This is a genomic window from Planomicrobium sp. CPCC 101079, from assembly GCF_007859275.1.
In the GTDB taxonomy this organism is placed as follows: Bacteria; Bacillota; Bacilli; order Bacillales_A; family Planococcaceae; genus Planococcus.
On record NZ_VOHC01000006.1, the window covers coordinates 39,532 to 63,569 of the forward strand.

Consider the following 24,038-nt stretch of genomic DNA (forward strand, 5'->3'; position numbering starts at 1 on the left):
AATGATTGCTGCACAAGACCGAAAACTTGCTTTATCGAATATCGGAGTCGCCTATACGGCCTTTTTACTCGGCACTTTATGCGGATTGCTCCAAGTGTTTATCCGGAATGACGCTATCCAATTGCCGGCATGGCTCGATTACTATCAAATTTTAACAGCACATGGTGTACTGCTTGCCCTTATTTTTACGACATTCTTTATTTTCGGCTTCTTTGTTACAGGCATGAGCAAAAGCTTAGGAAACTTCGGCCCGAAAGTCCGCCTCGTTTCCTGGATCGGTTTTTGGGTAACGGTGATCGGGACGGTTTTAGCTACTGCGATGATCGTTTCCGGTGAAGCATCTGTCCTTTACACGTTTTATGCGCCGCTGAAAGCGAGCGGCTGGTATTATGTCGGACTTGCGCTCTTTGTAGTAGGGACATGGATCAGCAGCTTTGCGCTTGTCAGCCATTATATGGTATGGCGCAAAACAAACAAAGGGCAGCTCAGCCCCCTGTTCGCCTTTATGACCATCACCACTATCATCTTATGGCTTATCGCTTGTCTTGGAGTAGTTGCAACCGTATTGTTCCAGTACATTCCATGGACATTCGGCTGGGTGGATACGATTGATGTCGAACTAAGCCGGTCATTGTTCTGGTATTTCGGCCATCCATTGGTGTACTTCTGGCTTTTGCCTGCTTACATGGCATGGTATGTCATTGTTCCAAAATTGGTCGGCACAACCGTTTTCAGTGACTCGCTAGCCCGATTATCATTTGTTCTGTTTATTCTTTTCTCCATCCCGGTCGGGTTCCACCACCAATTGACAGAACCCGGCATCTCGAATTTCTGGAAGTTCCTGCAGGTGATGTTGACATTCATGGTTATCATCCCGTCTTTGATGACCGCATTCTCAATGTTCGCGACATTTGAAACGGCTGGCCGTAAAAACGGCGGAAAAGGCCTGTTCGGCTGGTTTACCAAACTTCCTTGGAAAGACATCCGCTTCACTTCCATCTTTGTTGCAATGGCGTTCTTTATTCCGGGAGGAGCGGGCGGAATCATCAACGCTAGCTTCCAGCTGAATGAAGTGGTGCATAATACGTTGTGGGTTGTCGGCCATTTCCACATCACAGTCGGAACTCCAGTCGCAATGACGTTCATGGGACTGACATTTTGGCTGATTCCATATTTGACTGGGCGGAAATTCACGAAGGCAATGCAAAAACTTGGCTTTGTGCAAATCGTCACTTGGTCGGTCGGTATGCTTATGATGTCTACAGCCCAGCATGTACTCGGTCTTCTCGGAGCGCCTCGGCGCACAGCTTTTTCCAGCTATAACAATCATGCCTCAACACTGGAATGGTTTGATGGCATTATATCCAGCCATGTAACGATGGCGATTGGAGGAAGCATTCTGTTCCTGTCGGCGATGCTGCTGATCTACATTGTCGTCATGACAATGTTCTTATCTCCAAAAGCGGTGAAGGAAAAAGATATGGTTGAATTTCCGATGGCAGAGAGCGGAAAAGCTTCCACACCGAAATTTCTCGAAAACTGGTGGATTTGGATTGGTATTGCATTCGCGCTGATTTTCATCGCTTATGCCATTCCACTTGGCGATATGATTCAACACGCGCCTCCGGGGGCAGAAGGACTCAAAACATGGTAGGAGTTGAGTGAGATGTTCGTGACATTGCTGTCATTAATGGCTATCTTTATCGTCTTTACAGCGATGCTGATTGAAGTCAGCACGCTCGAGGAGGAATAACGGGAAAAACAAAAAGGGAATTCCGCGATGGAATTCCCCTTTTTTTTATTGTCCCAATTATAGCATTGATTGCCTGGAATTTTCAGTCTTTTATTTTTGGTATTTTTTGTTAGGGTTAAAAGAGAAGAAGTTTAGGGGGATTGCCATGATTGACTACCAAGTATCTTCACTTGAAGGATACACTGATAAAATTGGGGAACTGTGTTTTCTGCTGGAACATGCGAGAGCTGTTACATTGAGTGAAATCGAGGACCTGAGCCAAGCCGAATTGGATTATCTGGTATACGCTGACGATAATTCCATCGGAGCTCTATTGCTGCATATCGCATCGATTGAAAAAGTCCATCAGGTAATTACGTTTGAAAAAAGGGATTTTACTGCTTTGGAATACGCGGAATGGAGAACAGCGGTCGATCTGCAAGACGGTGCCCGCAGGAAAATCAGAGGAAAAGGGCTGGATTTTTATCTTCATCAGCTTTCGGCTGTCAGAGAGCAGACACTCAAGCAATTGCGCTTGTTCGGCGATGACTGGCTTTATGAACAGAGCCACTGGCCAAATGGAACACCTATCAATAATTATTATCTATGGTTCCATGTACTCGAGGATGAAATCAGCCACCGCGGCCAAATAAGGTTGATTAAGCGGAGGCTATTAACTAGCAGAAAGTAGGAAACGGATATGAAAACTTATTTGGAAAGCGGCCGGTTTTATTTGCGGGAACTGGTGGAGAGTGATTGGCAGGCTATCCACGACTATGCCTCTCAAGAAATCGTTTCGCGTTACCAGCCGTGGGGACCTAATGCCGAGGAGGACACTCAAAAATTTGTGAACGATGGCCTTATGGACGCGAAAAAGGATCCAAGAACGCGATATATGTTTCCGATTGTTTCAAAAACTACCGAAAAACTGATTGGCGCTGCTGAATTTAATATTCGGGATCAGGCCAATCAGAGCGGGGAAATCGGCTATATTATCAATCCGGCATTTTGGGGACAAGGCATCGCAACGGAAGCGGCAAGCTGGTTAATTGGCTTTGGGTTTAATGAATTGGGGCTTCACCGGATATACGCAACATGCAATCCCCAAAATGCCGCTTCTCAAAAAGTTTTGGAAAAAAGCGGAGTGGTGAAAGAAGGGCTGATGCGTGAGGACCTGTTGATGAAAGACGGCTGGAGAGATTCATTGCTGTACAGCATCCTTGAACATGAATGGCGCAAAAGTAAGGAACTTTAAGATGGAAAAAATAAAGTATGGCCGATTCCCATATAACTTGTTAAAGCCGGCAGAAAATAATCGAAATGGCTTTGCCGCCATTTTATACCATGGTTGGGGAACAACTGCAGATAGTTACACAGGGCTGGCGGAGAAAATCGCGGAAAAAGGGTACATTGTTATCATTCCAGAGATTGTGTATCACGATTCCCGAAATCCATTAACAAATTGGTTCGATAAAAAAGTCATACGGAAATATTTTTGGAAAACGATTGTAGAAAGCATTGAAGAATTTGAAGAGTTTTTTCAAGGGCTTGGGATCGCAAAAGAAAAGACGCTTCTCATTGGAAGTTCGATGGGCGGTTTTATTGCAAACGGCATTTTTTCTTTCCAGAAAGACCTGGGCGGACTCGTGAATATTAATGGTTCGGGATCTTTTGTCTTAACAGAAAAACTGTTCCGGGAAAGAGACGGACGCCCAGCGCTGACAGCGGAGGAAGAAGCTTTCCTAAGCCAATTTGACCCTGTTCAAAAAGAAAAGTGCGCATCTCCCGTCCTTCTTATGCACGGCGATCAGGACACTACAATTCCGATAGCGGGCCAAGAGCGGTATTTCCAGCATTTGAAAGAAAAAGAAGGCAGGGAAAATGCTAAATTTTTAATCTTCCCGGGCGTCAATCATCAAATTACAGAAGCGGTGGTTGAGAGGCTGTTAAATTGGTTGGAGGAGGTGCAGAAAATGCAGGTTTGGAGGACAGAGATGACCAAAGAACTCGTGGTGGAAATATTGAACTGGCGATACGCTGAACCATACGATTTTTATAACAATGACGTAACGGAAGAGGGGTTGCAGTAACTGTTGGACGGCTCTTATTCGGCATTAGTGGAAGAAACCGGCAAGTTAATTGGGTTCTTCTGCACCGGCTCTTCTGCTCAAGTGCCGATAGGAAATGAGGCCGGAGCCTATAATGAACCCCGATTAGACATTGGCATTGGTATGAACCCCGAACTTACAGGGAAAGGCAATGGCTTCCGGTTCTTTTCGCAGATTCTTGAGCTGGCAAAAGAAGAGGGGAATGGACTGCAGTTTCGATTGACAGTAGCCGCTTTTAATGAGAGGGCCATTCATTTATACGAAAAACTGGGGTTTGTGAAAGAAAGAGAATTCAGTACCAATTCAACAAAATTTATCACGATGTTTAAAGGAGATATTTGACTGGAATCTTTGTTGAAGGGTGATATGAATGGTTGAGTCTTTTCCTTTTCTTTCCTTTTTAAAAGTTCCAAACAACAACTAAAGGAGAGGGCTGTAAATGATAGTGAAGTTGGAAAAAGCGTTCGAAGCGGATGCACAGCGCCTATTTGACATGCAACGGGCGGCATTTTTGCCATTGCTTGAAAAATATCGGGACTTTGATACAAGTCCAGCAGCTGAACCGATCGAGCAGCTCAGATCAAAAATAACCAATCACAAAAATACGTTCTTTATAATTCTGGCAGATGGCAAATTGGCTGGTGGGATATGCATAAAACAAAAAGCAGAGGAGCGATTCCGCATCAGTCCGATTTTTGTTCTTCCAGAATACCAAGGGTCTGGCATTGCACAGGAGACCTTGCGCCAAGTGGAAATGTGCTTTCCCAATGCTGAAATTTGGCAACTCTCTACTTTACTTGAAGAGAAGGGGAACTGCTATTTGTATGAAAAAGTTGGCTACATCCAAATAGGGCTACCCAAAATACTGAACGAACGGGCCACGTTGATTCATTATCAAAAAAATGTAAGCACTGGACTGCACGGCAGCTGTTAGCTGAGTCTAACAATTGCCGTGCAGTTTTTTTATGGCAAAGTTTGCAAAGGGGAAGCTTGCTTTAGAATATTGATTTTAGCGGTCTCAACAAAATTTACATAAGAGGATAGGAGAAGGGCCAAACATCTGTTAAAATCAATAAAAAGGATAAAAGTAATTATTTATTTACAATTATTTCAAATAGCTTAGGAGATTGAACGTGAAACTTAAAATGAGAACAGCAGGCATGATTGGGATAATCATGGGCATATTTATCATTGTGTTATTTTTATTCATCCGTCCATTTATTATTAACGATGCCAAATTGATGGATGAAGAATCGCTTATGATTGACCAGAAACGCGTGGAAAATTATATTGGAGCGGAAGCAGAAGATTTACAGCAGCTGAACCGGGATTGGGCTTACTGGGATGACACATACCAATTTGTTCAAGATCGCAACGAGGCTTATATCGATTCAAATTTGATGTTGGAGACGTTCTCAAACATTGATATCAATTTCATGATTTTCGCAGACATTAATGGTGATATTGTTTATTCGGATGGATATGATTTGTCGGATGCTTCACGGCTTGATTTAGTCAGCGATTTTCCACCGGTTTCCGAAGTGCTGGCGCGGACAACAGGGCAAAAAGGAACGGCCATATTAAAGAACGGGAAATATGGTCATTTTCTAATTTCAATTGAGCCAGTTATGACAAGCGAAAGAGAAGGGCCGGAAGTCGGATATTTAATTGTAGGCAAATTATTAAACCTTTCTTTTTTTGAGTCGATGAAAAATAGGCTGGCGGTAAATATAAAACCAGCTGAGTCCGAAAAAGAAAACGAAGCAGAAATTACCGAAGTAAGCGAGAAGTTATTAAGTACGCAATTCTCGGTTAGTGATGATTTAAGTTTTGAAATTCAGAAAGAGCGGAAGTATTATACTGAAAAATTAGAGAGCATCAATAACTTGTTTCTGACCTTGTCCCTTGCCACGCTGCTGCTCGTATTTTTGGTTTACTATTTGCTCGATCTGTTTGTCCTTTCGCGCATTTCCTACCTTTCTGTCCAAATGAAAGACATCAATTTTGATGAACATCTGACTTTGAATATTAAAAAATCGAGAAAAGCAAAAGATGAAATTACAGACCTTGAAAACTCCATACAGGAAATGCTGAAGAGCCTTGAAAAAGCCCATGCCAAAGTTTCCAATCTTGCTTTCTATGACCAGTTAACGAGCTTGCCAAACCGCTTTAATCTATATAAAGAGTTTGAAAAGCGAATTGAAACAAATGGCTCATCATTTGCGGTATTGTTCTTTGATCTGGATGGCTTTAAACAAGTCAACGATTTGCACGGCCATAGCAGTGGAGATGAATTGTTAAAGCTTATCGGCGAACGGATGGCCGGTGTTACCGAGAAAACCGGAAGCCGGTTATTCCGGATAGGTGGAGATGAATTCATCTTATTAAGCAGTTCAATAGAGCGGAAGGAATTGAGCCGAGAAGTTGAAAAGTTGATGGAAGCCCTGCGTACAGAGTTCATATTAACGAAAGCGACAGTCGCCATTTCTTCAAGCGTCGGCATAAGCTTCTTCCCGCAGGATGCGAAAACGCTGGATGACCTCTTGCAATACGCTGACAGTGCGATGTATGAGGCAAAAAACAACGGAAAAAACGGCTATGTATTCTATGAGGATTTAAGCAATAAAAACTATTATAAAAATATATTGAATCTGAAATATGATTTAATACATGCTGCAGCCAAGAAGCAACTATACCTTGAATATCAGCCAATAATGGATCATACAGGAAATCAGATGTTCGGAGTGGAAGCATTGGTTCGATGGAATCACCCGGAACAAGGAAAGCTCGCACCGCTGCAATTTATTCCGCTAGCTGAAGAGACAGGTGTGATCAATGATATAGGCGAATGGGTCCTTAGAAAAGCGATAAAAGACATCGGGGAGTGGAATAACACTCACGGGGAATCCCTGCGGGTTGCGGTGAATGTTTCAAAATCACAGTTGAAAAAGAAAGAAGTCTTGCTCCGGCTTATTGACGAGGCGCTTCTGGAAAACAATTTTCCTGCGCATTTGCTGCAAGTCGAAATAACAGAAAGTGATACGGTAACCGAGCATCAAGAAATTGCGGTATTGACTCGCGAGTTAAAAGCACGGAATATTTGTGTGGCCATGGATGATTTTGGTGTTGGGACTTCCTCGCTCTTCCATTTGATCAAAATGGATGTGGATGTTGTGAAAATCGACCGAAGCTTTCTCCAAAAGGTGCCGGCAAGCAAAAAAGATACGATTCTTTTAACTGGACTGTATCGGACATTCAAGGAATTGGATATCCAAGTAGTGACAGAAGGCATCGAAACAGAAGAACAGCGGAATTTTTTGAAAGCCGAAAAGACGCATTTGCAAGGTTTCTATTTCAGCCAACCTGTTTTGCTGGAACAATTGGAGAAAATCCAAAAAATGTGGCAAGCAGCTGTATAGCAGTCAAGAGGGCCAACGAAATAAAAAAGCGAATCCACAACTGGATTCGCTTTTTTATTACGAAATGTATTTGGTGGACGGCCGGTAATTTGCATCACTGCCGGAGGGAGAATTCAAGCATTTATCTAAGAATCTTTGAGTTTCCTGAGTGCCGCGCATTTCCCGCGGCTGCATAATTTTTTGGAGTTTGTCGACCATTTGATGACCGATTCCTTCGCCACGGAAGGAAGGGCATAAGGACAAATGATGGACAGTAAAATGATCGTCTGCAACTTCCGCTCCAATCAGCCCAACAAAATCTTCCCCTTCTTTCCAAAGGAAGAGCTGCCAATCGGGCTTTTCTTGATAGATTTGCATTGTTTGCCGCAGTTTCTTTAAATCGCGTTCTTCAGGCATGAAGGCCAACATTCCCATAGCAATTTTCTCACAAGATTTCTTGTATCTGAATAGCATAGTACATTCCTCTTTCCCTTGATTGATCACCACTGTAAATCGCAAAGAAGTTTGAGGCAAAGAATCGTTTTATCGGATGGCAAGTGAAGTTGTTTTTGCTTTCCTAAGAGCCAAAAAGCCGAAAAGAGACCCTAGCGTTGGGATTCTTTCCGGCTTTGTCAACAGCGCTATGGTCTGTAACACGTACCAATGAAATATGAGTTGGCAATGAGCAGCATTTTTCAATTAAGTTTATTCTAATCACTTTCACTTGAAAAGTACAGAAAATAATCCATCCGCATAAAGGCATAGGAAAACCGGCATCTTAGAAGATGCCGGTTTTCCAGCTTGCCAAGGAACTTCTTTTTTGCAGCACTGAAACTAATATCGCTCTTGCTAGTGCCCAAAACAGCTGCGCTTGCCGCGGGCTTGCTGGTTTCCTCCATAGCCCAAGATGCACCGGTAAAGATAGAACAAGTAGCTGCCCTTAGCTTGTATACCCCTTCTTTCTTCGGTTTCCTTCGTTAGCTGCATCCTGAATAGAGCGGAAGCCGGCGACTCCTGCGGGAAAGCGAGCAGCTTGAGACCCTGGAGGCGCGAACGCGCCGAAGCGGCTCAACGCTCGCCCGCGGAACGCATCCGGCTGGAGGGCAATGAACAGTTAACCAACTTTCCCAACAGAATAAAAAAACGGCATCTTAAAAGATGCCGGTTTTCGGATATTATAAAGAAACGTATGCTGCAGGGTTAACTGCATTCGTACGAGATCCATTCCAAGGTCCTACGTGAATTTCAAAGTGCAAGTGAGATCCAGTTGAACGGCCTGTGTTGCCCATTCCGCCAATTCGTTGCCCTTGTGAAACGGCTTGGCCTTTCGATACGCCGATAGAGCTCAAGTGAGCGTAAACAGTGGCATGCGTTTGTCCGTTAATGGAGTGAGTCAGGATAATTACGTTTCCGTAGCCACCCATAGTTCCTGCAAATGATACATAACCGCTGGCTGCTGCCTTGATCGTGGTGCCAACACCGTTCGCGATATCCACGCCTTGGTGGAATTCAGGGCCATCTCCGATGTCGCGCCATCCGAACTTCGAAGTAAAGCGTCCAGAAGCCGGTGTGATGAATCCAGAACTGCTTGCCGCTGGTGCAGAAGAAGCGGCAACTGAGTTGCTTGCAGTTGTTGTTTTAGGTGCAGTTGCTGCTTTGCTGGCTGCAGCAGCTTTCTTTTCAGCTGCAGCAGCGCGCTCTTGAGCCGCTTCTCTTTCAGCTGCATTCTTTGCTGCTGCTATTTCAGCCGCTGCTTGCTTTTCAGCAGCCGCACGTTCAGCAGCCGCTCTTTCTTGGGCAGCTTTTCTTTCAGCAGCCAATTTACGCTGGCGTTCTTCTTCTGCTTTGCGTGCTATTTCCGCAAGGCGTTCTTGCTCTTCCTCAATTTCTTTTGCGATTTTTGAACTAACTTCGATTGATTCGTTGCGTTGTTGCACCAAGTTAGCTTTTTCTTTTTCCAAACGTTGTTGTTCAGCCTCTAATTCCTTAACAAGGCCAGCCTGTTCTTTTTTCTGGCTGTCCAATGACGCTTTCAGGTCAACAAGTTCTGCACGGCGTTCTTCTTGCTGGGCAAGTTTTGTTTCAACTTCCGCTTTTTGTTCCGCTAAAAGCTTTTTGTCTTCTGCTTGCTCGCGCATAATATCGCGGTCAGCTTCGATCAATGTGTTAACGGCTGACATACGGTCGATAAAATCGACAAAGTCGTTTGCGCCAAGAAGCACGTCTACGTAGTCAACTGAACCGCCGCTTAATTGGATAGCGCGAGCGCGTTCTTGAAGCAGCTCCTCGCGTTCTGCAATTTTACGTTCCAATTCTTCAATCGATTTTCTCAATTCGTCGATTTCCGATTTTGTTTGGTCAATTTTGTTTTGTACATCATTGATTTTTGTTTCTGTATCACGGATTTTCGTGTTTAATTCATCTATTTTTTTTGCTAGTTTCTCTAGCGTAGAGGCATTTTGGGTTAATTTTTCCGTTTTATCGCTGATGCCGGAGTTTAATTGACCTTGTTGTTGCTTAGCTTCTTGTTGTTGTTGTTTTAACTCGTCTAACTTGTCCGCATTTGCTGCTGTAGGCAAGAAAATAGTCAATGCCAATACAGAAGAAATACCGGATAATAGCCATTTTGATTTCACTTTCAAGTTCATGTTCCCCTTTCAAATCTGCGTGCTCATTTAATGGTGTATGTATTCTCTCTGTATAAGAGAAGATCTATGTGAAGTACTAAAACTATTACTGAAAACTAATTTCCTAAAATTTTCTAATAAGGAATTCAACAAGAAATCTTTTCCTTTAAAAGCCACAAGTAGAATTATAACACCTTAAACGTTTACTTTTATTACAATTACGTATCAATTTAGATTCAAAATTAAAAGCTAACACAAAAAGATACTTAATCTTCTAAGATTTGTAATTCTTTTTACCTGCTAAAATGTTTATTAATATCAAAAAAATTTTATAAATGAAGATATCCGCAAATTAAATACAATAAAAATCAGAAGTTTAATTTGTAATATAAGGGGAAAACAGTCCAAAACTATGCATTGGAAAAATTAAAGCCTAGGGAGGCGGTAAGGATGTCTCAGAAAAGAGTAGTGGGTTCCTTTAATACCGAGAACGAAGCGATCAATGCGATAGAAGACCTGAAAAGACAAGGGTACAACTCCGAGGATATTTCGGTGCTTAGCAAAGACAAACAAGAAACCGAAACGGTAGCGGGCGAAACGGATACGAATTTTGTGGAAGGAGCTGCGACAGGGGCTACGGCAGGAGGGGCGCTTGGCGGATTAGGCGGCGTCTTGGCTGGTATGGGCGCCCTCGCAATTCCCGGAATCGGTCCAATTGTCGCTGCGGGGCCGGTAGCTGCCGGTTTGATGGGTGCAGCAGCCGGAGCCGGGGCTGGCGGCTTGGCCGGGGCCTTGATCGGAATGGGAGTGCCGGATGATGAAGCCGAAGAATATGGACGGCATTTCGATGAAGGGCGGATTTTGGTGTTAGCGGAAGAGCATGGCAATTCGCTCGCGGATCGTAGTGGCTCGGAAGATTTCCGTAGAGACGCGCACGGCGGCAATGATGAGGATCCAGCGGGCACAGGGCTATTCGGCGGACGTGACCGCGATGCTGAAGGAAGCGGTTTGTTCAGAAGAAATGACCGTGATTCAACGGGACCGGATGCCATCATTGACAATGACCTCCACGATAACAGCCGAGATACGAGTCTGGGAAGCGACACCGATGAAATCAGAAAAAGAGGGCCTGCTGGCTTATAATAGAGAGAAATCGAAGCCATTCTTGCTGCAGAATGGCTTTTTGCAGCAAATGAAGCGATGCTGCCGGAAAATTCACTATCTGTAAGGCGCCGGTTGTGATAAAGTTGATTTTCATGCGATAAAGTCAGGAAAGTATCGGAGTGATAGAAATGACGAAGAAAAAGAAGAGCGGAATAGGGCAAGGAACGGGCAAAAAAGGCTGGAACCGATGGAAAGCCGGCGCCAACAAAGCCAAAAGTGCCAAACCTTATACGAGTAAAGGAAACAAACGGCAAGAAGAGCCAAAAGGCAATGAAACAGCCAAGGAAAAAGCTACTGAATGGGTGGATGGATAAACGGCACTGCCCTATTATATAAGCACTTTCATTAAGAAAGCATTTCGACCTGGAAAGCGGGTGGGAGTGCTTTTTTCTTTATTGGAAAAACGAGTAGGTATGTATGGGCTGGTTGCTTGCACCAATCGGTAAACTGTCATTAAATTGCTATATGGAAATCTTTCAAGCCAAGAATTGGTCGATATAGCCGCTGATTTATCGAATCGCAGCTGCCTCTGTTTGGAGTTTTGTATTTTTTTGAGGTGGTATTGTAAAGTTACCGCTTGGAAATTGCGAGAGAAAAGCAGATTAACGTGACATACAGATGCGCTTATTCTGATTTGAAATGCAGAAAAGAAAGTAGGGGTTGGATGAACCATCTCAAATTGTATTTGATTTTGGTTATGGTCATGTTTATCTGGGGGATGAATCTTCCTGCCTTAAAATACTTAACTGTCCAAATGGGGCCGGTGACCATGACATCGCTTCGAATTTTTCTTGCCGGTGTTACAGTGTTCATACTTTTGCACGCAATGGGCCTTGCCAGAAAACCGGCAAAGAAAGAGTGGGCGTATATAGTTGGCGGGTCATTGCTGAATGTGGTCATCCACCATTCTTTCATTTCTCTTGGGTTGGCGCTCACTTCGGGGACGAATGCAAGCCTCATCCTGGGGATAGGACCCATCATGACTGCTATATTCAGCCTCCTGCTATTAAAATTGAGCCCTTCCAAATGGCAGTGGCTGGGATTTGGAATGGGAGTACTGGGCGTAACAGCCACCATCTTAGCGGGCGGCAAGGGGCTGAGCGATATCTCAATTGGGGATGGCTATGTTTTATTAGCCATTATTAGCCAAGTGTTAAGCTTTGTTGTCATTACGAAAGCTGCTAAAACGTTGGACCCGCGGCTGCTAACTGCTTATATGCTATTGATTGGCTCGGTTGGATTATTTGTGATCGGTTTTCTTTTGGAACCGGGACAATGGAAGATGTTTGGCGCCATGGACACGACATTTTGGTTATTGATAGTGGCTTCCGGCATCTTGGCGACAGGAGTGGGCCATATGAGTTACAACCATTCAGTAGGGGAAGTCGGACCGCCAAAAGCCGCTATTTTCATGAACTTGAATACATTGTTCGCTCTACTAGGTTCGGTGATTTTTTTGGGGGAAAGCATCAATCAAAATCATTTAGTGGGACTACTCCTTATTGTCGGGGGTGTGCTTTTCGGTTCGGGCACAGTAGAAGACTGGTGGAAACGAAAAATCGACATGGCGGCAGGCAGAAGAAAAGAAGAAAAAGTTGGAAGGGCCAAAAGCTGATGCACCATGCGTACTGGAAAGTTGGATTCCAGTACGTTTTTTGTTTTCAGACCAGCAAAGCACATCAGCCGGTTCAGTTTATTTTTGCAGTTGATTTTGTTTTTAAAAGTATGCGGATTCTTATTAAAAGGGTGTAATTTTTTAATCATTAGGTGTATCCTTGTAAAAAAAAGGATAGTTCATAAGGAGTGGAGTAAGTGATGCAGCCTTCTTCCGATAAAAATCTGACCGCCATTGAAAAAGAAGCGATATACCGCCAGATTATTGAATATTCATATGAACCTACAATTGTTCACTCAAATTACAAAGTACTATATATAAACAAAGCGGGAGCCGAGTTCTTTAAAGCAGATAAAGATGCCATTATCGGGGCGAGTGTGGTGGATATTTTTACGGAAGAATACCGTGAATTGATTACTGAACGCGTACGAGCCGGTACAGAAGAGCGGAAAATCGGGGAATTGATTGAAACTGCCGTCCGCCGATTTGATGGAACCGCCTCCGACGTGGAATTATACAGCCATCCTGTTCTATTCGGGGAAACAGAAGCTATTCAATCCGTTATTCGGGACCTTACCGGCCACAAGCGATTGGAACGGGATTTGATGGAATTGAAAAACGAAATCGCCACGCCAATCGTGCCTGTCTTTGATGGAATTGCTGTATTGCCGTTGGTCGGGTCTATGGACGGAGACCGCTGCAAGCAATTGTTGGAAATCATTCCAGTAAAAGTTCAAGGCCATCACCTGCAGGTTTTGATTATCGATGTTTCTGGTATCTACAATATCGATGGAGTCGTGATCAATTACCTCTATAAAATCAATGCAGTGCTAAAAATGCTTGGCATTTCACCCGTCTTTACCGGACTTCGGCCGGAGTTAGCCCAAAAAGCTGTGGAAGTTTGCCCGGATATCACAACCCTTACAACCAAGGCAACGGTTAAACAGGCATTAAGAATGCTCATTCCAACCAAATAACGATGGGACCGGGCAGAAGATACTTCGTTCGATCCGTCGTCAAATAGAACCTGGCCAACTAAAGAAGTTAGGTTTTTTTGAACATTAAATTATCGGAATAATGAAACAAAGGAAGAGTGGCGTATTATAATAAAGTAAACAATCTGTTCCAGAACCACATATAAATGAAAAGTAGAGAAGCGTTGTAAATTCATTGGCCAGAATCTGCACGAGAAAGTGTTTCTCAACTATGAGGCGGCCAACCATTCACAGAAATTTAGCCTTGGGTATTCGCAGAAATGATCATTTCATCTGCCAAAATAAAATACTTGCAGGGAGGTTGTGAGATGGCCATAGTCCAGAACACTGAAAAATCGTCACCTGTTGTACCAAGTACGTTGAAAGAGAAAGCCAAATTGGTGGGGCCGGGGTTTGTGACGGCTGCGACAGGAGTGGGAACCGGTGACTTGATTGCTGCCCTAGTTGCCGGTGCCGCATTTGGGACAACGTTGGGGTGGGCGATTCTGCTCGGTTCATTATTCAAGTTTTACTTTACAGAAGGAATGGGGCGTTGGCAGCTGGCCACAGGAAAAACCATACTTGAAGGCTGGCATTCGCTTGGGAAATGGGCAACCGGTTATTTCGGGGTCTACACCATCATTTGGGGATTCAGTTACGGCGCTGCCGCCATGTCCACAAGCGCCATTATGATGGTCACCATGTTTCCTATACTGCCGTTATGGGCTTGGGCGGTTGTTCATGGCTTGGCCGGACTTGCCTTAGTTTTGCTTGGGCATTATAAATTATTTGAGAAAGTGATGACATTTATGGTTGGCCTCATGTTCATCACGGTGGTCGGCTCCGCGATCATTCTTCTTCCCGATATCGGAAACATTGTGAGCGGTTTTGTTCCTCGGACTGGCGGCAGTTCGATGCTGCTGGTTTTGGGCTTGCTTGGCGGCGTAGGGGGGACAATTACAATGGCCTCATATGGCTACTGGATCCGTGAAAGGGATTGGGCGGGGAAATCCTGGATTCCCATGATGCGATTGGATTCTGCTGTCGGCTATATCGTTACTGCCATTTTTACGTTGTCCCTGTTGGTCATCGGAGCGGAATTCTTATTTGGCACCGGAATCGAAATTGACGGAGAAGAAGGGCTGGTTACGCTGTCCAACTTGTACAGTGCGGAATTCGGTTCGATTGCCCGCTGGCTATTTTTAATCGGTGCATGGTCTGCAGCGTTCTCTTCATTGCTCGGCGTCTGGAATGGCGTGCCCTATTTGTTTGCAGACTTTGTCCGGATGATGCGCAAAAATGGGGCGGTTTCCGATCGGCGGGTATCCAAAGAAGACCCGGCATACCGGTTTTACCTTCTTTGGCTGACGTTTCCGCCTATGCTGCTTCTGTTTTTCGGCCGTCCTGTACTTCTCGTTATCTTGTATGGTGCACTTGGTGCGTTGTTTATGCCGTTTCTAGCGATTAGCCTCATGCTGTTGCTCAATTCAAACCGGGTTGAGAAAGGATTTAAGAATGGCTGGGTCACCAATGTCATTTTAACGGCATGTGTCGTTGTCTTCGTGGTACTCGGTGCGATTGAGTTAGCCGGACTGTTCTAGATTGAAAGGCTGGTAGTTACTGGACAAACAAGGGAAGCCAAAAAAAGTTCCGAAAGCTACTGCTGAGCTTTCGGAACTTTTTTGAATTTTTGGTTTTAGCATAGTGGCTTGTAAAAGAAAAAGAACTAGTTTATAGTTTAGAAATACACTATTTAGTAAATTGTATAAGTATAAACACTATATATAGTGAAACCAATAATGATGGTGCCTGAAAAGGCTTAATAGGGAATCCGTTAAAACCGGAGCTGTACCCGCAACTGTAAGTGCTGACGAGCTATCACAATCCACTGTCGAAAAGACGGGAAGGAGATAGCGGAGGATGACGCACGAGCCAGGAGACCTGCCACTATTATCAGTTAATGATCTTCTCCGGGAGCTGGGAAGTATAACGAAGGTACTCTGTGTGGAACAGCCGGGACAGGCTGTTTTCCACTGGAATATTCTGCGTTTACACCCTGGCTCTCCCATGAGGATCAGGGTGTTTTATTTTGGGGAAATAGGGATGAAAAACAAAAGAATTTACGAAGGAGCTGGTCTGACATGAACATCAAAACCGATACGGAAATGGACACGGTGGCAAAAGCACTCGAACGGGCGGCTGAAATACATAAATTGGATATAGTGCCATTGCGCGCACAGATTGAAGGGTTGGACTCTTCAACAAAAACGGAACGGTCCATGCTCTATGCTTTGAATCAGATTTCGATGGCGGAGCCGAACTGGACCTTTGTTGCAGCGGAACTGTATTTGGACGGCTTGTATCAAAAGGCGGCAAAGAGCCGGAACTATGAGGTTTCCACTAAATACGGCGACTTTTATGGGCTGGTCGAAGAACTCTCACGTATCGGTATTTATTCCGGCGAACTGCTTGCAGCTTACACGAAAGAAGAAATCGACGCACTCGGCGCCGAAATCAGCCCTGAGCGGGACTTGCTGTTCAATTATATCGGCTTATTTCTCTTGGCGGACCGCTATTTAGCGAAAGATTACGAAGGTAATTTGTTCGAATTGCCGCAGGAGCGCTTTCTGGTCATCGCTATGACGCTCATGCAAAAAGAACCGAAAGAACAGCGCCTTGCTCTTGTAAAAGAAGCTTATTGGGCGATGAGCAATTTATATATGACGGTGGCAACGCCGACTTTGTCGAATGCCGGCAAAAGCTTCGGCCAGCTGTCTTCGTGCTTTATCGATACAGTGGATGATTCTTTGGACGGCATCTATTTGAACAACTGGGATATTGCGCGACTAAGCAAAGACGGCGGCGGCATCGGCGTCTATTATGGAAAAGTTCGGGCGCTCGGTTCCGATATCAAAAAATTCAAAGGCAATTCTTCCGGCGTCATCCCGTGGATTCGCCTTGTCAACGACACGGCAGTCAGCGTTGATCAGCTTGGCCAGCGCCAAGGGGCAGTGGCCATCTACTTGGATGTGTTCCATAAAGACATCATGAACGGCTTCTTGGATTTGAAAACCAACAACGGCGACGAACGCCGCAAAGCGCATGATATTTTCACGGGCGTCTCGATTCCGGATTTGTTTATGGAAAAACTGCGTGAAACCGACGAAAACGGCCGCAGCATCGGAGAATGGCATACATTCTGCCCGCATCAAGTCAAAACGACCATGGGATGGAAAGACGAGTCTGGCGTAGCGTTAGGGTTGGAAGACTTTTACGATGAGCGGGATGTCAAACATTTCACGGAAAAATACGAAGAAGCCGCTAACCATCCGTTATTGCCAAGAAAAACCTACCGGGCGATGGATATCATGGCACGTATCATGGTATCACAGCTTGAAACCGGCACACCATATATGTTCTACCGCGATGAAGTCAACCGCCAAAACCCGAACAAGCATTTGAACGGCAAAGGCCGTACGTCAATTTTCTGCAGTAACTTGTGTACCGAAATCATGCAAAATATGTCTGCTACAACTATTACAAAAGAATATACAGATGAAGACGGTAATCTTGTAATGATCCGCAAACCTGGCGATTTCGTCGTCTGCAACTTGTCATCAGTCAACTTGCCGCGTGCTGTAAAAGCGGAAGTGCTGGATCGGTTGATCCCGATTCAAATGCGCATGCTTGATAACGTTATCGACTTAAATACAATTTCCGTAGGGCAAGCTGACGCTACAAACAAGAAATACCGTGCCGTAGGGCTTGGGACATTCGGATGGCACCATTTGCTGGCGCTTGAAGGAATTCACTGGGAAACTGAAAAAGCTGTGGAATTCGCGGACAAGCTGTATGAAGAAATTGCCTATCATACCATTCGCTCTTCAATGGAATTGGCAGAAGAAAAAGGGGCATACAAAAAATTCGAAGGTTCCGAATGGGCTACGGGAGAATATTTTGAGCGCAAAGGCTACAATAGCGAGCGCTGGACGGCATTGAAAGAAGAAGTCGCAGCGAAAGGTGTGCGCAACGGCTGGATGATGGCAGTGGCACCAAACTCGTCGACGGCGAAAATCGGCGGCTCGACAGACGGCATCGATCCGTTGTATGCCGTAGAATTTGCAGAGGAAAAGAAAAACTTCAAATTCAAAGTGACTGCACCGGACCTTGACCACAATACGTACGACTATTACCGCCGTGCACGCCATGTGCTTGACCAGAACTGGAGCATCCGCCAGAACGCTGCACGCCAGCGCCATATCGACCAGGCAATAAGCTTCAACTTCTATGTGCCGCACACCATCAAAGCAAAAGACTTGCTGACTTTGCATTTTGAAGCGTGGGAGCAAGGACTGAAAACGACATATTACGTGCGCAGCACATCGCAGGCAGAAATTGAAGAATGCGAAGCTTGCCAAAGCTAAAGGAGGAATACCAATGTCGATACATGCACCTTTAAAAAAGATTAAATTGCTCAATCCGGAGCAGCCAAATAAATCCACCGGCATCTTGAACGGGGAATCTTCCGGACTTTTAAACTGGAACGATATTGCTTACCCACAAATGTACGATCTTTACCAAACGCTGTTGTCGAATTTCTGGAAAGCCCAGGAAATCAATATGCAAGACGACATCAAGCAATGGGATTCATTGACGGACGTGGAAAAAGACGTGTTCCTGCGCATCAATACCCAGCTTGCATCACTCGACAGCCTGCAGACGCCGACGATGAGCCAAGCAATGGATTATGTTACGGATTCGAGCTTCAAAGCGATTTTTGCGGTTGTTTCTCAGCAGGAGGCGGTTCACAACGAATCGTACTCCTACATCCTGAGTTCACTCGTTTCAATAAGCGAACAAAATGCCCGCTTTAACCAAGCTAAGAGCGATCCAATCGTCCAAAAGCGGAACAACCTGATTTTGGATGCCTATGAAGAGTTCCGGCAAAATCCGACGCCTCAGACATTGTTCCGTTTGAGCGTCAACTCGATCAATCTCGAAGGCATTTATTTTTATGCGGGCTTCGCCTTTTTCTATCACTTGGCACGCCAGCAGAAAATGCTGAAGACAAGCACGATGATCAGCTATATCCAAAGAGATGAAATGCAGCACGCTTATTTCATTTCACAGTTCATCCGCATCATGCTTACGGAAAATCCTGAGCTGAATACGGAAGAGAATATCCAATATGTGTACGATGCCATCAATCAGGCGGTTCAACTGGAGAAAGAGTGGGCGCACTATATTTTGGCGGATATTCAAGGGCTTGATCTGGAAGAGTTTGAGGGCTACGTGGAATACTTGGCAAACAAACGCTTGCGCCAGCTTGGATTGGACAATTTATATGAAGAGCGCAACAACCCGATGCCTTGGATTCAGGTATTCGGCGATGACATGATGAACGACACGAAATCAGACTTTTTTGAGCAGAAGTCGAGAACTTATTCAAAAGTGTCGCAGTCGAATGGCTTCGACGAACTGTAAGAAAAAACTGGCCATAGTCTACGCGTCGGTGACTGGAAACACGGAAGCGGTTGCCCATATTTTAGAAGAATCCGCAAAATCCGCAGCTGCTGACACAACAGTATGGCGTGTGGAAGATTTTCCGCTAGCGGAACTTTCACGCTATGATGCAGTTTTGATCGGCACATATACGTGGGGCAGCGGGGAAATTCCAAAAGAAATGCGGGATTTGTTTGAGGCCTTTGAAAATCTTCAGCGAAAAGAATTGGTGACGGCAGTATTCGGTACGGGCGATAGTTTTTTCGCCGAATTTTGCGGGGCGGTCAATCGCTTCCGGGATATGCTGTATGTGCATACGAGCTTGGCGGCAACTTTGAAGATCGAATTGATGCCACAAGACGAAGACCGGGGAAAGTGTGAGAAATTTGTTTCGCTTGTCCTTAGAAAAACGGAAGATAAGGTAGTCACGAATTAATTCTGCGTGTATATAAATGCCAATCGGGTATAAAAAGACTGAAACGGCAATTTCGGCTTTATTCAAACCGATTTGGGGGTGTATCCAAATGGCGCTAACCAAACGAATGCAGCTTAGGGCAGCACTTCTTTCAGTTGGCATGCTAGTGGCCTGTGGTGACGCAGAAAACGAAACGCCCGTGGATGAAGACATCGATGTAACTCCTGAAGAAGGCGAAGAAGAAATCATCCCTGAAGATGACATAGACGATGCAGAAGGCGAACCGGATTCCGAGGAAGAAGATTAACGGGCCGAATGGAAGCGCCCATAAAAGCAACTGCTTTTATGGGCGCTTTTTTGGTTGTTTGCTTTAACATGAAAAGATTTTAGCGGAATGAAAAGGCCCAGCCTTTGCGGCAAACTTGCTTGAAAATTTCTCTTCCTTTCCACGGATACAGGGAGAATAAGCAATCGGCATGCCGGCTTTTTTTAATCTTGGGCTGCAAATGCTTATGGATTTAAATTCTGATCAGCTATTCAAAAAATTTCGGAAATGAGCAGGAGAAAGATACGAATTGCATTTCAACAAAAACTATCGCTGTTTTTTACAGGCTAAATTTATTGCAAGAAAGTTTAAAAGTAAAAAAATAGGGGAATCGTAAAAATAGCTCCTTTAATTTTCGGATTCTTATCAAAAAAAGATATTTTGTAGAAGGGACTAGTGCAAAAGATTTTACTTTCTTAAATGCCTTTAGTAGTCTATAAGTAATCGAAAAACAATAGTGTTTTCGACTTTGATAAGAACATAAGAGTATTGCTCTTTAAAAAATAAATAATTGGATCATTTGGTTGAATGTGACAGACACTAGTGCTGTAAACAACGCCGAAGAGAATTTAAAAATTCTTTTCGGCGTTTTTTTGTTGATTTTTAACCGAATAAAGGAGCGGAATAGATGACTTTTTTTATTGATCACAACAAGAAAAGCATTCACTTGCAGAAGTTTGCGGGGGATCGTTGTGGTTTTATAGGAACGCCTGTCTCAGAACGTGAATTTACGAATTGTCCCAAATATGTGGAACGGCTAAAAAGAGAAAGCCGATACAACAGATGTCCTTACTGTACATCCGTTCACACCACATTAATTGGGGATGGGCAGGACATTCGGTTGATAAATTAGGAGGAATGGTTGAGATGGATCGATTGGAGTTAGTTGCAGAAAAAGTGGGGATGCTCATGAAAGCGGAATGCGAATTGCTTGGGAGCGAGTGCTTAGTCAAAAAGCAAAGGTCTTTAACGATTCCTGCAAGCAGCACGTACTTCCAACGCACATTGGATTTCGATATCTCATTCGCCAAACTTAAAGAAGATGGTTGTGCATTAAATAGAGCAGTTATTTATCTTCTGCCGGAAGAGTTGGCGGCATTCGCGTTTACTCTTATTGAATATCCGTTGCCTTTGCCAAGCCATTACCAGCAGCGTGTCGAGGCGGGTCCCAACATTGTCTGCTTTTATATGGAATCCAAAGAGCCGCCGGAAGATTTTGCCCAACGGCTGTCAGCTGCTTTGGAGACAATTGAAGAAGAAAGCAAAGAAATGTATATAAACTAAATCGAGTGAAATTCATAATAAATCGAATCGAGGATGAACTAAAATGCTAGTCAGATACAAGAAGTCATGCGAAAAAATCGCTATGGGTTTATTGTCATTAATGCCTCAACAAAAAAATGTAAAAGCTTTGCAACAGACAATGGGCCGGTATGGAGAAGATCCTGATTGGCAATTGTATCTTTTGAAAATAGAAGAAAGTTATATCGGTTTAATCGGTGTAGAGGTTAAAGACAGTTACTTCATTGTCCATCATATTTCAATTCTTCCTTCATTCCGGGGGGAAGGTTTAGGGCACTTGATGGCTGAGAAAATCCAGAAATTGATGCAGCAGCGGGAAATGCGCACCACAGAAGCGACGAAAGAATTTATGAACAAATGCATGAAAGAGCTAACTGCAAGTTAAACTTTAAATTCGCCAAAAGGGATTCCGGTTTGTAAAAACAGGGTCATACCCTTTTTGTGTTAAATTTTTTAGGCATTTAAGCATTTAGCAGGGAGCTTTTTGCAAACAGGAGAAGCTTGGGGGAATTTTACGGCGATCTGGTTGCAAAGCACCCAATCGGGCGTTTAGGCCGTCCGGAAGAAGTAGCGCATGCAATTGTATTTCTATGCGAAAATGATTTTGTGACAGGTACCACCCTTATGATCGACGGCGGCTATACAGCGCAATAATTTAGCTGGCTAAAGGAAGAATCCAAAAAAGACTTTTCACGGGAAAAGTCTTTTTTTCGTGGCCACTAACTATACTTTGCCTTTAGTCCTTCCGTTACCGCCCAATGGTGGTGTTCATGGACAAGCAGCCGTTGCACTTGACTGACCGGCACCCAAGTCAACGCATGATCAGCTTCTGTCGGTTCCTGCACTTTTTCTTCTAGAGTCGCCAGATAAAAATAGCCGTCATTCAACATGGGACCATTTTTTCTGGAATGGAAAAAGCGCATGGCCGTTCCAATAAATGGTCCAATTGCAATCGCATGGCCAGTTTCCTCTAACAGCTCCCTTTTAAGGCTTTCTTCGGGAAGTTCTTGTTCTTCGATACCTCCACCAGGCAGAAAATAACGTTCATTGGGAGTTTTTACTGTCGCTACTTTATCTTTAGCGGCATTGAAGATGACGGCATATACGCCTTTTCGCAATTGATAGTCCACTCCATCCAGCGGTTTACCAAACTTCATTTTCTCCACCTGCAAGCCACCTCTTCATTTTATTTCCATTTATTTAATCATAACTGATAAATGTGATGGATAAATAAAAATATTCGAAAAACAATCACAAAATTTATTAAAATCAGCTATAATCCGAGGAGGGGGTGCAGAAATGGGAAATAAAAGCCATGGGTTGAAATGTGGATGGACTTTGATTGCGCATAAAACATTCAAGGTTTTTTCCAATGATAATGCTTACATCGTCATTGATGAGGACAGCGATGTCGTGATGCATTTCACCGTCAAAGAATCGGAGTTTGAAGTCATCAACAATAATTGGGGCATCAGCTATAAAGTAATTCCAGGATTTAAAACGATAAAATTTTTAAATGTACCCGATGAAGATGACGAATAAAGCGTGATGAGTGCGAATATAAAAAATTAAGCTCTATTCGAAATAGAGTTAGGGTAGATGGCAAACGGAAGTTACTGGAGGAGTGTATTATGCAAAAGCTTGGAATCATCGGCGGCACGGGACCGGAATCGACAGTTGATTACTATCAGTCGATTATCTCGGAATATCAAGAGAAAGCTGGCAGCAGCGAAGACTTGCCCGAGCTTTTGATCAATAGCATCAATATGTACAAGATTTTCGCATTGCTGGAGAACAATCAGACAGAAGGGTTGGCGGATTATTTAACAGAGGCCGTCCGGATGCTTGAGAAAGCAGGAGCTGACTTTGTTGTTTTAACGGCAAATACATCCCATATTGTGTTTGAGCAAGTGCAGCAGCGGGTTGAAGTGCCGATGATCAGCATTGTCGAAGAGACATACAATCGCACAAAAGAGCTGGGATTGGAGAAAATCGGGCTTTTTGGAACAAAGTTCACAATGGAAAATGACTTTTTTCAAAAGCCGTTTCTTGCGGGCGGTAAAACCATTGTCGTGCCAGAACCTGCAGAACAGCAATATCTTCACGAAAAGATTGTCAGTGAACTTGAGAAAGGCGTTGTCGAGGAAGAAACGAAACAGGCGTTTTTAGGCATTGTCGCCAAGATGGTGGAGCGGGATGGCATCGAAGGGCTGATTTTAGGCTGCACCGAGCTGCCGCTGATCTTCAAACCGGAAGATTTGGCGATTCCTCAATTGAACACGACTGAAATTCACATAAAGAAGATTATTGAAGCCATGTTCAGTGAATGAGAATCGGCCCATATTGGGCTTGCAGGCAGAATAGTTAAGGCCAAGCCCCAAAAAGTTTATACTGAAAGAGTACGATAAGAATTCATTAAAGGGAGGTATAAGCATGGTGAAAGCGATCAAGTCTGAAGATTTTATTGCACTTACAGAGAATCAGGAAAAACCGTTTGTCCTCGATTTTACAGCGGATTGGTGACCAAGCTGCCGTCATTTGGGACCGGTGGTCTCAAGCGTAGCTGAACAACTTGATTCAGTCGATTTTTACAAAGTGGATGTGGATGAAGCTCCGGATCTAGCCCAAAAATTTGGTGTGCAAAGCATCCCGACCTTGATTTTGATCAAAAACGGGGAAGAAGTAAAACGCTCGGTTGGTTTTATTCCGGAAGAACCGGTCAAGGAATTTGCGCAGTCTTAAGGAAATCGCAAGTTCCGGTGTAGAAGGGCGCTGGAGTCTGGACACATGCAGGCTATCCACAAGCTAAAAATTTATACTATCTTAATAATCTAAGAAAAAGGTGCCTTTGAAGGCGGTTCACAATTTGTGAACCT

General features: G+C 44.2%; 24 protein-coding genes, 1 pseudogene and 1 riboswitch. Of the genes and pseudogenes, 22 read left to right on the forward strand and 3 right to left on the reverse strand.

All coding sequences use genetic code 11. The features are described 5' to 3' along the window. Window position 1 precedes the first annotated feature (1 nt). The 7 genes from FQV28_RS02855 to FQV28_RS02885 all read left to right on the forward strand — a co-directional run bounded on the left by FQV28_RS02855 (window position 2) and on the right by FQV28_RS02885 (window position 7,259). Window positions 2-1,654 (forward strand): b(o/a)3-type cytochrome-c oxidase subunit 1, encoded by a 1,653-nt coding sequence (locus FQV28_RS02855; RefSeq protein WP_146494097.1) that lies wholly within the window; start codon window positions 2-4, stop codon window positions 1,652-1,654. Between the two features lie 244 nt (window positions 1,655-1,898). Continuing rightward, window positions 1,899-2,423, forward strand: a complete 525-nt coding sequence (locus FQV28_RS02860; RefSeq protein ID WP_146494098.1) for a DinB family protein — start codon at window positions 1,899-1,901, stop codon at window positions 2,421-2,423. A 9-nt stretch (window positions 2,424-2,432) separates the two neighbouring features. Next, window positions 2,433-2,987 (forward strand): GNAT family N-acetyltransferase, encoded by a 555-nt coding sequence (locus tag FQV28_RS02865; RefSeq protein ID WP_146494099.1) that lies wholly within the window; start codon window positions 2,433-2,435, stop codon window positions 2,985-2,987. A gap of 1 nt (window position 2,988) precedes the next feature. After that, on the forward strand, window positions 2,989-3,822 hold the full coding sequence (locus tag FQV28_RS02870; protein WP_370455106.1) for an alpha/beta hydrolase family protein: 834 nt from the start codon (window positions 2,989-2,991) through the stop codon (window positions 3,820-3,822). 3 nt (window positions 3,823-3,825) lie between these two features. After that, window positions 3,826-4,182, forward strand: a complete 357-nt coding sequence (locus FQV28_RS02875; protein ID WP_370455107.1) for a GNAT family N-acetyltransferase — start codon at window positions 3,826-3,828, stop codon at window positions 4,180-4,182. A gap of 97 nt (window positions 4,183-4,279) precedes the next feature. Continuing rightward, window positions 4,280-4,774, forward strand: a complete 495-nt coding sequence (locus FQV28_RS02880) for a GNAT family N-acetyltransferase (protein ID WP_146494100.1) — start codon at window positions 4,280-4,282, stop codon at window positions 4,772-4,774. Between the two features lie 199 nt (window positions 4,775-4,973). Then, on the forward strand, window positions 4,974-7,259 hold the full coding sequence (locus FQV28_RS02885) for a bifunctional diguanylate cyclase/phosphodiesterase (RefSeq protein WP_146494101.1): 2,286 nt from the start codon (window positions 4,974-4,976) through the stop codon (window positions 7,257-7,259). Between the two features lie 57 nt (window positions 7,260-7,316). Here FQV28_RS02885 and FQV28_RS02890 read toward each other — a convergent pair whose 3' ends face one another. Further along, complete coding sequence (locus FQV28_RS02890; RefSeq protein WP_146494102.1) at window positions 7,317-7,712, reverse strand: GNAT family N-acetyltransferase; 396 nt, start codon at window positions 7,710-7,712, stop codon at window positions 7,317-7,319. A gap of 701 nt (window positions 7,713-8,413) precedes the next feature. Continuing rightward, complete coding sequence (locus tag FQV28_RS02895) at window positions 8,414-9,880, reverse strand: murein hydrolase activator EnvC family protein (RefSeq protein WP_146494103.1); 1,467 nt, start codon at window positions 9,878-9,880, stop codon at window positions 8,414-8,416. Window positions 9,881-10,315: 435 nt separating this feature from the next. Between FQV28_RS02895 and FQV28_RS02900 the strand changes: the two genes are divergently transcribed. The 12 genes and pseudogenes from FQV28_RS02900 to FQV28_RS02960 all read left to right on the forward strand — a co-directional run. Then, a complete protein-coding gene (locus FQV28_RS02900; protein WP_146494104.1) occupies window positions 10,316-11,008 on the forward strand; it encodes a YflT domain-containing protein in 693 nt (230 codons plus the stop codon). 149 nt (window positions 11,009-11,157) lie between these two features. Further along, entirely contained in the window at window positions 11,158-11,343 is a 186-nt protein-coding gene (locus FQV28_RS02905; RefSeq protein WP_146494105.1) for a DUF3934 domain-containing protein, read from the forward strand. A 350-nt stretch (window positions 11,344-11,693) separates the two neighbouring features. After that, complete coding sequence (locus tag FQV28_RS02910; RefSeq protein ID WP_146494106.1) at window positions 11,694-12,644, forward strand: DMT family transporter; 951 nt, start codon at window positions 11,694-11,696, stop codon at window positions 12,642-12,644. A 200-nt stretch (window positions 12,645-12,844) separates the two neighbouring features. Next, window positions 12,845-13,621 carry a PAS domain S-box protein gene (locus FQV28_RS02915; RefSeq protein ID WP_146494127.1) on the forward strand — a complete coding sequence of 259 codons (777 nt, stop codon included), beginning with the start codon at window positions 12,845-12,847 and terminating at the stop codon, window positions 13,619-13,621. A 326-nt stretch (window positions 13,622-13,947) separates the two neighbouring features. After that, on the forward strand, window positions 13,948-15,219 hold the full coding sequence (locus FQV28_RS02920) for an Nramp family divalent metal transporter (RefSeq protein ID WP_146494107.1): 1,272 nt from the start codon (window positions 13,948-13,950) through the stop codon (window positions 15,217-15,219). A 185-nt stretch (window positions 15,220-15,404) separates the two neighbouring features. Continuing rightward, window positions 15,405-15,581, forward strand: a riboswitch (cobalamin riboswitch). A 178-nt stretch (window positions 15,582-15,759) separates the two neighbouring features. Beyond that, the gene (locus FQV28_RS02925; protein ID WP_146494108.1) at window positions 15,760-18,042 is read left to right on the forward strand and encodes a ribonucleoside-diphosphate reductase subunit alpha; all 2,283 of its coding nucleotides are present in this window, start codon (window positions 15,760-15,762) and stop codon (window positions 18,040-18,042) included. A gap of 13 nt (window positions 18,043-18,055) precedes the next feature. After that, window positions 18,056-19,102, forward strand: coding sequence for a ribonucleotide-diphosphate reductase subunit beta (locus FQV28_RS02930; RefSeq protein WP_146494109.1), 1,047 nt, complete (start codon window positions 18,056-18,058; stop codon window positions 19,100-19,102). Next, window positions 19,083-19,556 carry a flavodoxin domain-containing protein gene (locus FQV28_RS02935; RefSeq protein ID WP_146494110.1) on the forward strand — a complete coding sequence of 158 codons (474 nt, stop codon included), beginning with the start codon at window positions 19,083-19,085 and terminating at the stop codon, window positions 19,554-19,556. Before FQV28_RS02930 ends, FQV28_RS02935 begins: the two co-directional genes overlap by 20 nt. Window positions 19,557-19,644: 88 nt before the next feature. Further along, window positions 19,645-19,842, forward strand: coding sequence for a hypothetical protein (locus FQV28_RS02940; protein WP_146494111.1), 198 nt, complete (start codon window positions 19,645-19,647; stop codon window positions 19,840-19,842). 885 nt (window positions 19,843-20,727) lie between these two features. Continuing rightward, the gene (locus tag FQV28_RS02950) at window positions 20,728-21,144 is read left to right on the forward strand and encodes a hypothetical protein (protein WP_146494113.1); all 417 of its coding nucleotides are present in this window, start codon (window positions 20,728-20,730) and stop codon (window positions 21,142-21,144) included. A gap of 43 nt (window positions 21,145-21,187) precedes the next feature. Then, on the forward strand, window positions 21,188-21,547 hold the full coding sequence (locus FQV28_RS02955; RefSeq protein ID WP_146494114.1) for a GNAT family N-acetyltransferase: 360 nt from the start codon (window positions 21,188-21,190) through the stop codon (window positions 21,545-21,547). A 116-nt stretch (window positions 21,548-21,663) separates the two neighbouring features. Continuing rightward, window positions 21,664-21,816, forward strand: a pseudogene (locus FQV28_RS02960) (SDR family oxidoreductase); the annotation flags it as partial. A gap of 65 nt (window positions 21,817-21,881) precedes the next feature. Here FQV28_RS02960 and FQV28_RS02965 read toward each other — a convergent pair. Further along, window positions 21,882-22,319 (reverse strand): NUDIX hydrolase, encoded by a 438-nt coding sequence (locus FQV28_RS02965; RefSeq protein WP_146494128.1) that lies wholly within the window; start codon window positions 22,317-22,319, stop codon window positions 21,882-21,884. Between the two features lie 142 nt (window positions 22,320-22,461). Between FQV28_RS02965 and FQV28_RS02970 the strand changes: the two genes are divergently transcribed. The 3 genes from FQV28_RS02970 to FQV28_RS02980 all read left to right on the forward strand — a co-directional run bounded on the left by FQV28_RS02970 (window position 22,462) and on the right by FQV28_RS02980 (window position 23,904). Beyond that, entirely contained in the window at window positions 22,462-22,704 is a 243-nt protein-coding gene (locus tag FQV28_RS02970) for a hypothetical protein (RefSeq protein WP_146494116.1), read from the forward strand. 89 nt (window positions 22,705-22,793) lie between these two features. Further along, entirely contained in the window at window positions 22,794-23,492 is a 699-nt protein-coding gene (locus FQV28_RS02975; protein ID WP_146494117.1) for an aspartate/glutamate racemase family protein, read from the forward strand. Between the two features lie 208 nt (window positions 23,493-23,700). Beyond that, a complete protein-coding gene (locus FQV28_RS02980) occupies window positions 23,701-23,904 on the forward strand; it encodes a thioredoxin family protein (protein WP_146494118.1) in 204 nt (67 codons plus the stop codon). Window positions 23,905-24,038: the final 134 nt, after the last annotated feature.

Bases quoted from the DNA above. Each gene is read 5' to 3' on its own strand.
- FQV28_RS02965 (WP_146494128.1), bottom strand. From the start codon at position 22,319: ATGAAGTTTGGTAAACCGCTGGATGGAGTGGACTATCAATTGCGAAAA.
- FQV28_RS02920 (WP_146494107.1), top strand. From the start codon at position 13,948: ATGGCCATAGTCCAGAACACTGAAAAATCGTCACCTGTTGTACCAAGT.
- FQV28_RS02855 (WP_146494097.1), top strand. From the start codon at position 2: ATGATTGCTGCACAAGACCGAAAACTTGCTTTATCGAATATCGGAGTC.
- FQV28_RS02950 (WP_146494113.1), top strand. From the start codon at position 20,728: ATGGATCGATTGGAGTTAGTTGCAGAAAAAGTGGGGATGCTCATGAAA.
- FQV28_RS02975 (WP_146494117.1), top strand. From the start codon at position 22,794: ATGCAAAAGCTTGGAATCATCGGCGGCACGGGACCGGAATCGACAGTT.
- FQV28_RS02940 (WP_146494111.1), top strand. From the start codon at position 19,645: ATGGCGCTAACCAAACGAATGCAGCTTAGGGCAGCACTTCTTTCAGTT.
- FQV28_RS02900 (WP_146494104.1), top strand. From the start codon at position 10,316: ATGTCTCAGAAAAGAGTAGTGGGTTCCTTTAATACCGAGAACGAAGCG.
- FQV28_RS02890 (WP_146494102.1), bottom strand. From the start codon at position 7,712: ATGCTATTCAGATACAAGAAATCTTGTGAGAAAATTGCTATGGGAATG.
- FQV28_RS02955 (WP_146494114.1), top strand. From the start codon at position 21,188: ATGCTAGTCAGATACAAGAAGTCATGCGAAAAAATCGCTATGGGTTTA.
- FQV28_RS02935 (WP_146494110.1), top strand. From the start codon at position 19,083: ATGGCTTCGACGAACTGTAAGAAAAAACTGGCCATAGTCTACGCGTCG.
- FQV28_RS02860 (WP_146494098.1), top strand. From the start codon at position 1,899: ATGATTGACTACCAAGTATCTTCACTTGAAGGATACACTGATAAAATT.
- FQV28_RS02880 (WP_146494100.1), top strand. From the start codon at position 4,280: ATGATAGTGAAGTTGGAAAAAGCGTTCGAAGCGGATGCACAGCGCCTA.
- FQV28_RS02970 (WP_146494116.1), top strand. From the start codon at position 22,462: ATGGGAAATAAAAGCCATGGGTTGAAATGTGGATGGACTTTGATTGCG.
- FQV28_RS02930 (WP_146494109.1), top strand. From the start codon at position 18,056: ATGTCGATACATGCACCTTTAAAAAAGATTAAATTGCTCAATCCGGAG.
- FQV28_RS02925 (WP_146494108.1), top strand. From the start codon at position 15,760: ATGAACATCAAAACCGATACGGAAATGGACACGGTGGCAAAAGCACTC.
- FQV28_RS02865 (WP_146494099.1), top strand. From the start codon at position 2,433: ATGAAAACTTATTTGGAAAGCGGCCGGTTTTATTTGCGGGAACTGGTG.
- FQV28_RS02910 (WP_146494106.1), top strand. From the start codon at position 11,694: ATGAACCATCTCAAATTGTATTTGATTTTGGTTATGGTCATGTTTATC.
- FQV28_RS02915 (WP_146494127.1), top strand. From the start codon at position 12,845: ATGCAGCCTTCTTCCGATAAAAATCTGACCGCCATTGAAAAAGAAGCG.
- FQV28_RS02905 (WP_146494105.1), top strand. From the start codon at position 11,158: ATGACGAAGAAAAAGAAGAGCGGAATAGGGCAAGGAACGGGCAAAAAA.
- FQV28_RS02870 (WP_370455106.1), top strand. From the start codon at position 2,989: ATGGAAAAAATAAAGTATGGCCGATTCCCATATAACTTGTTAAAGCCG.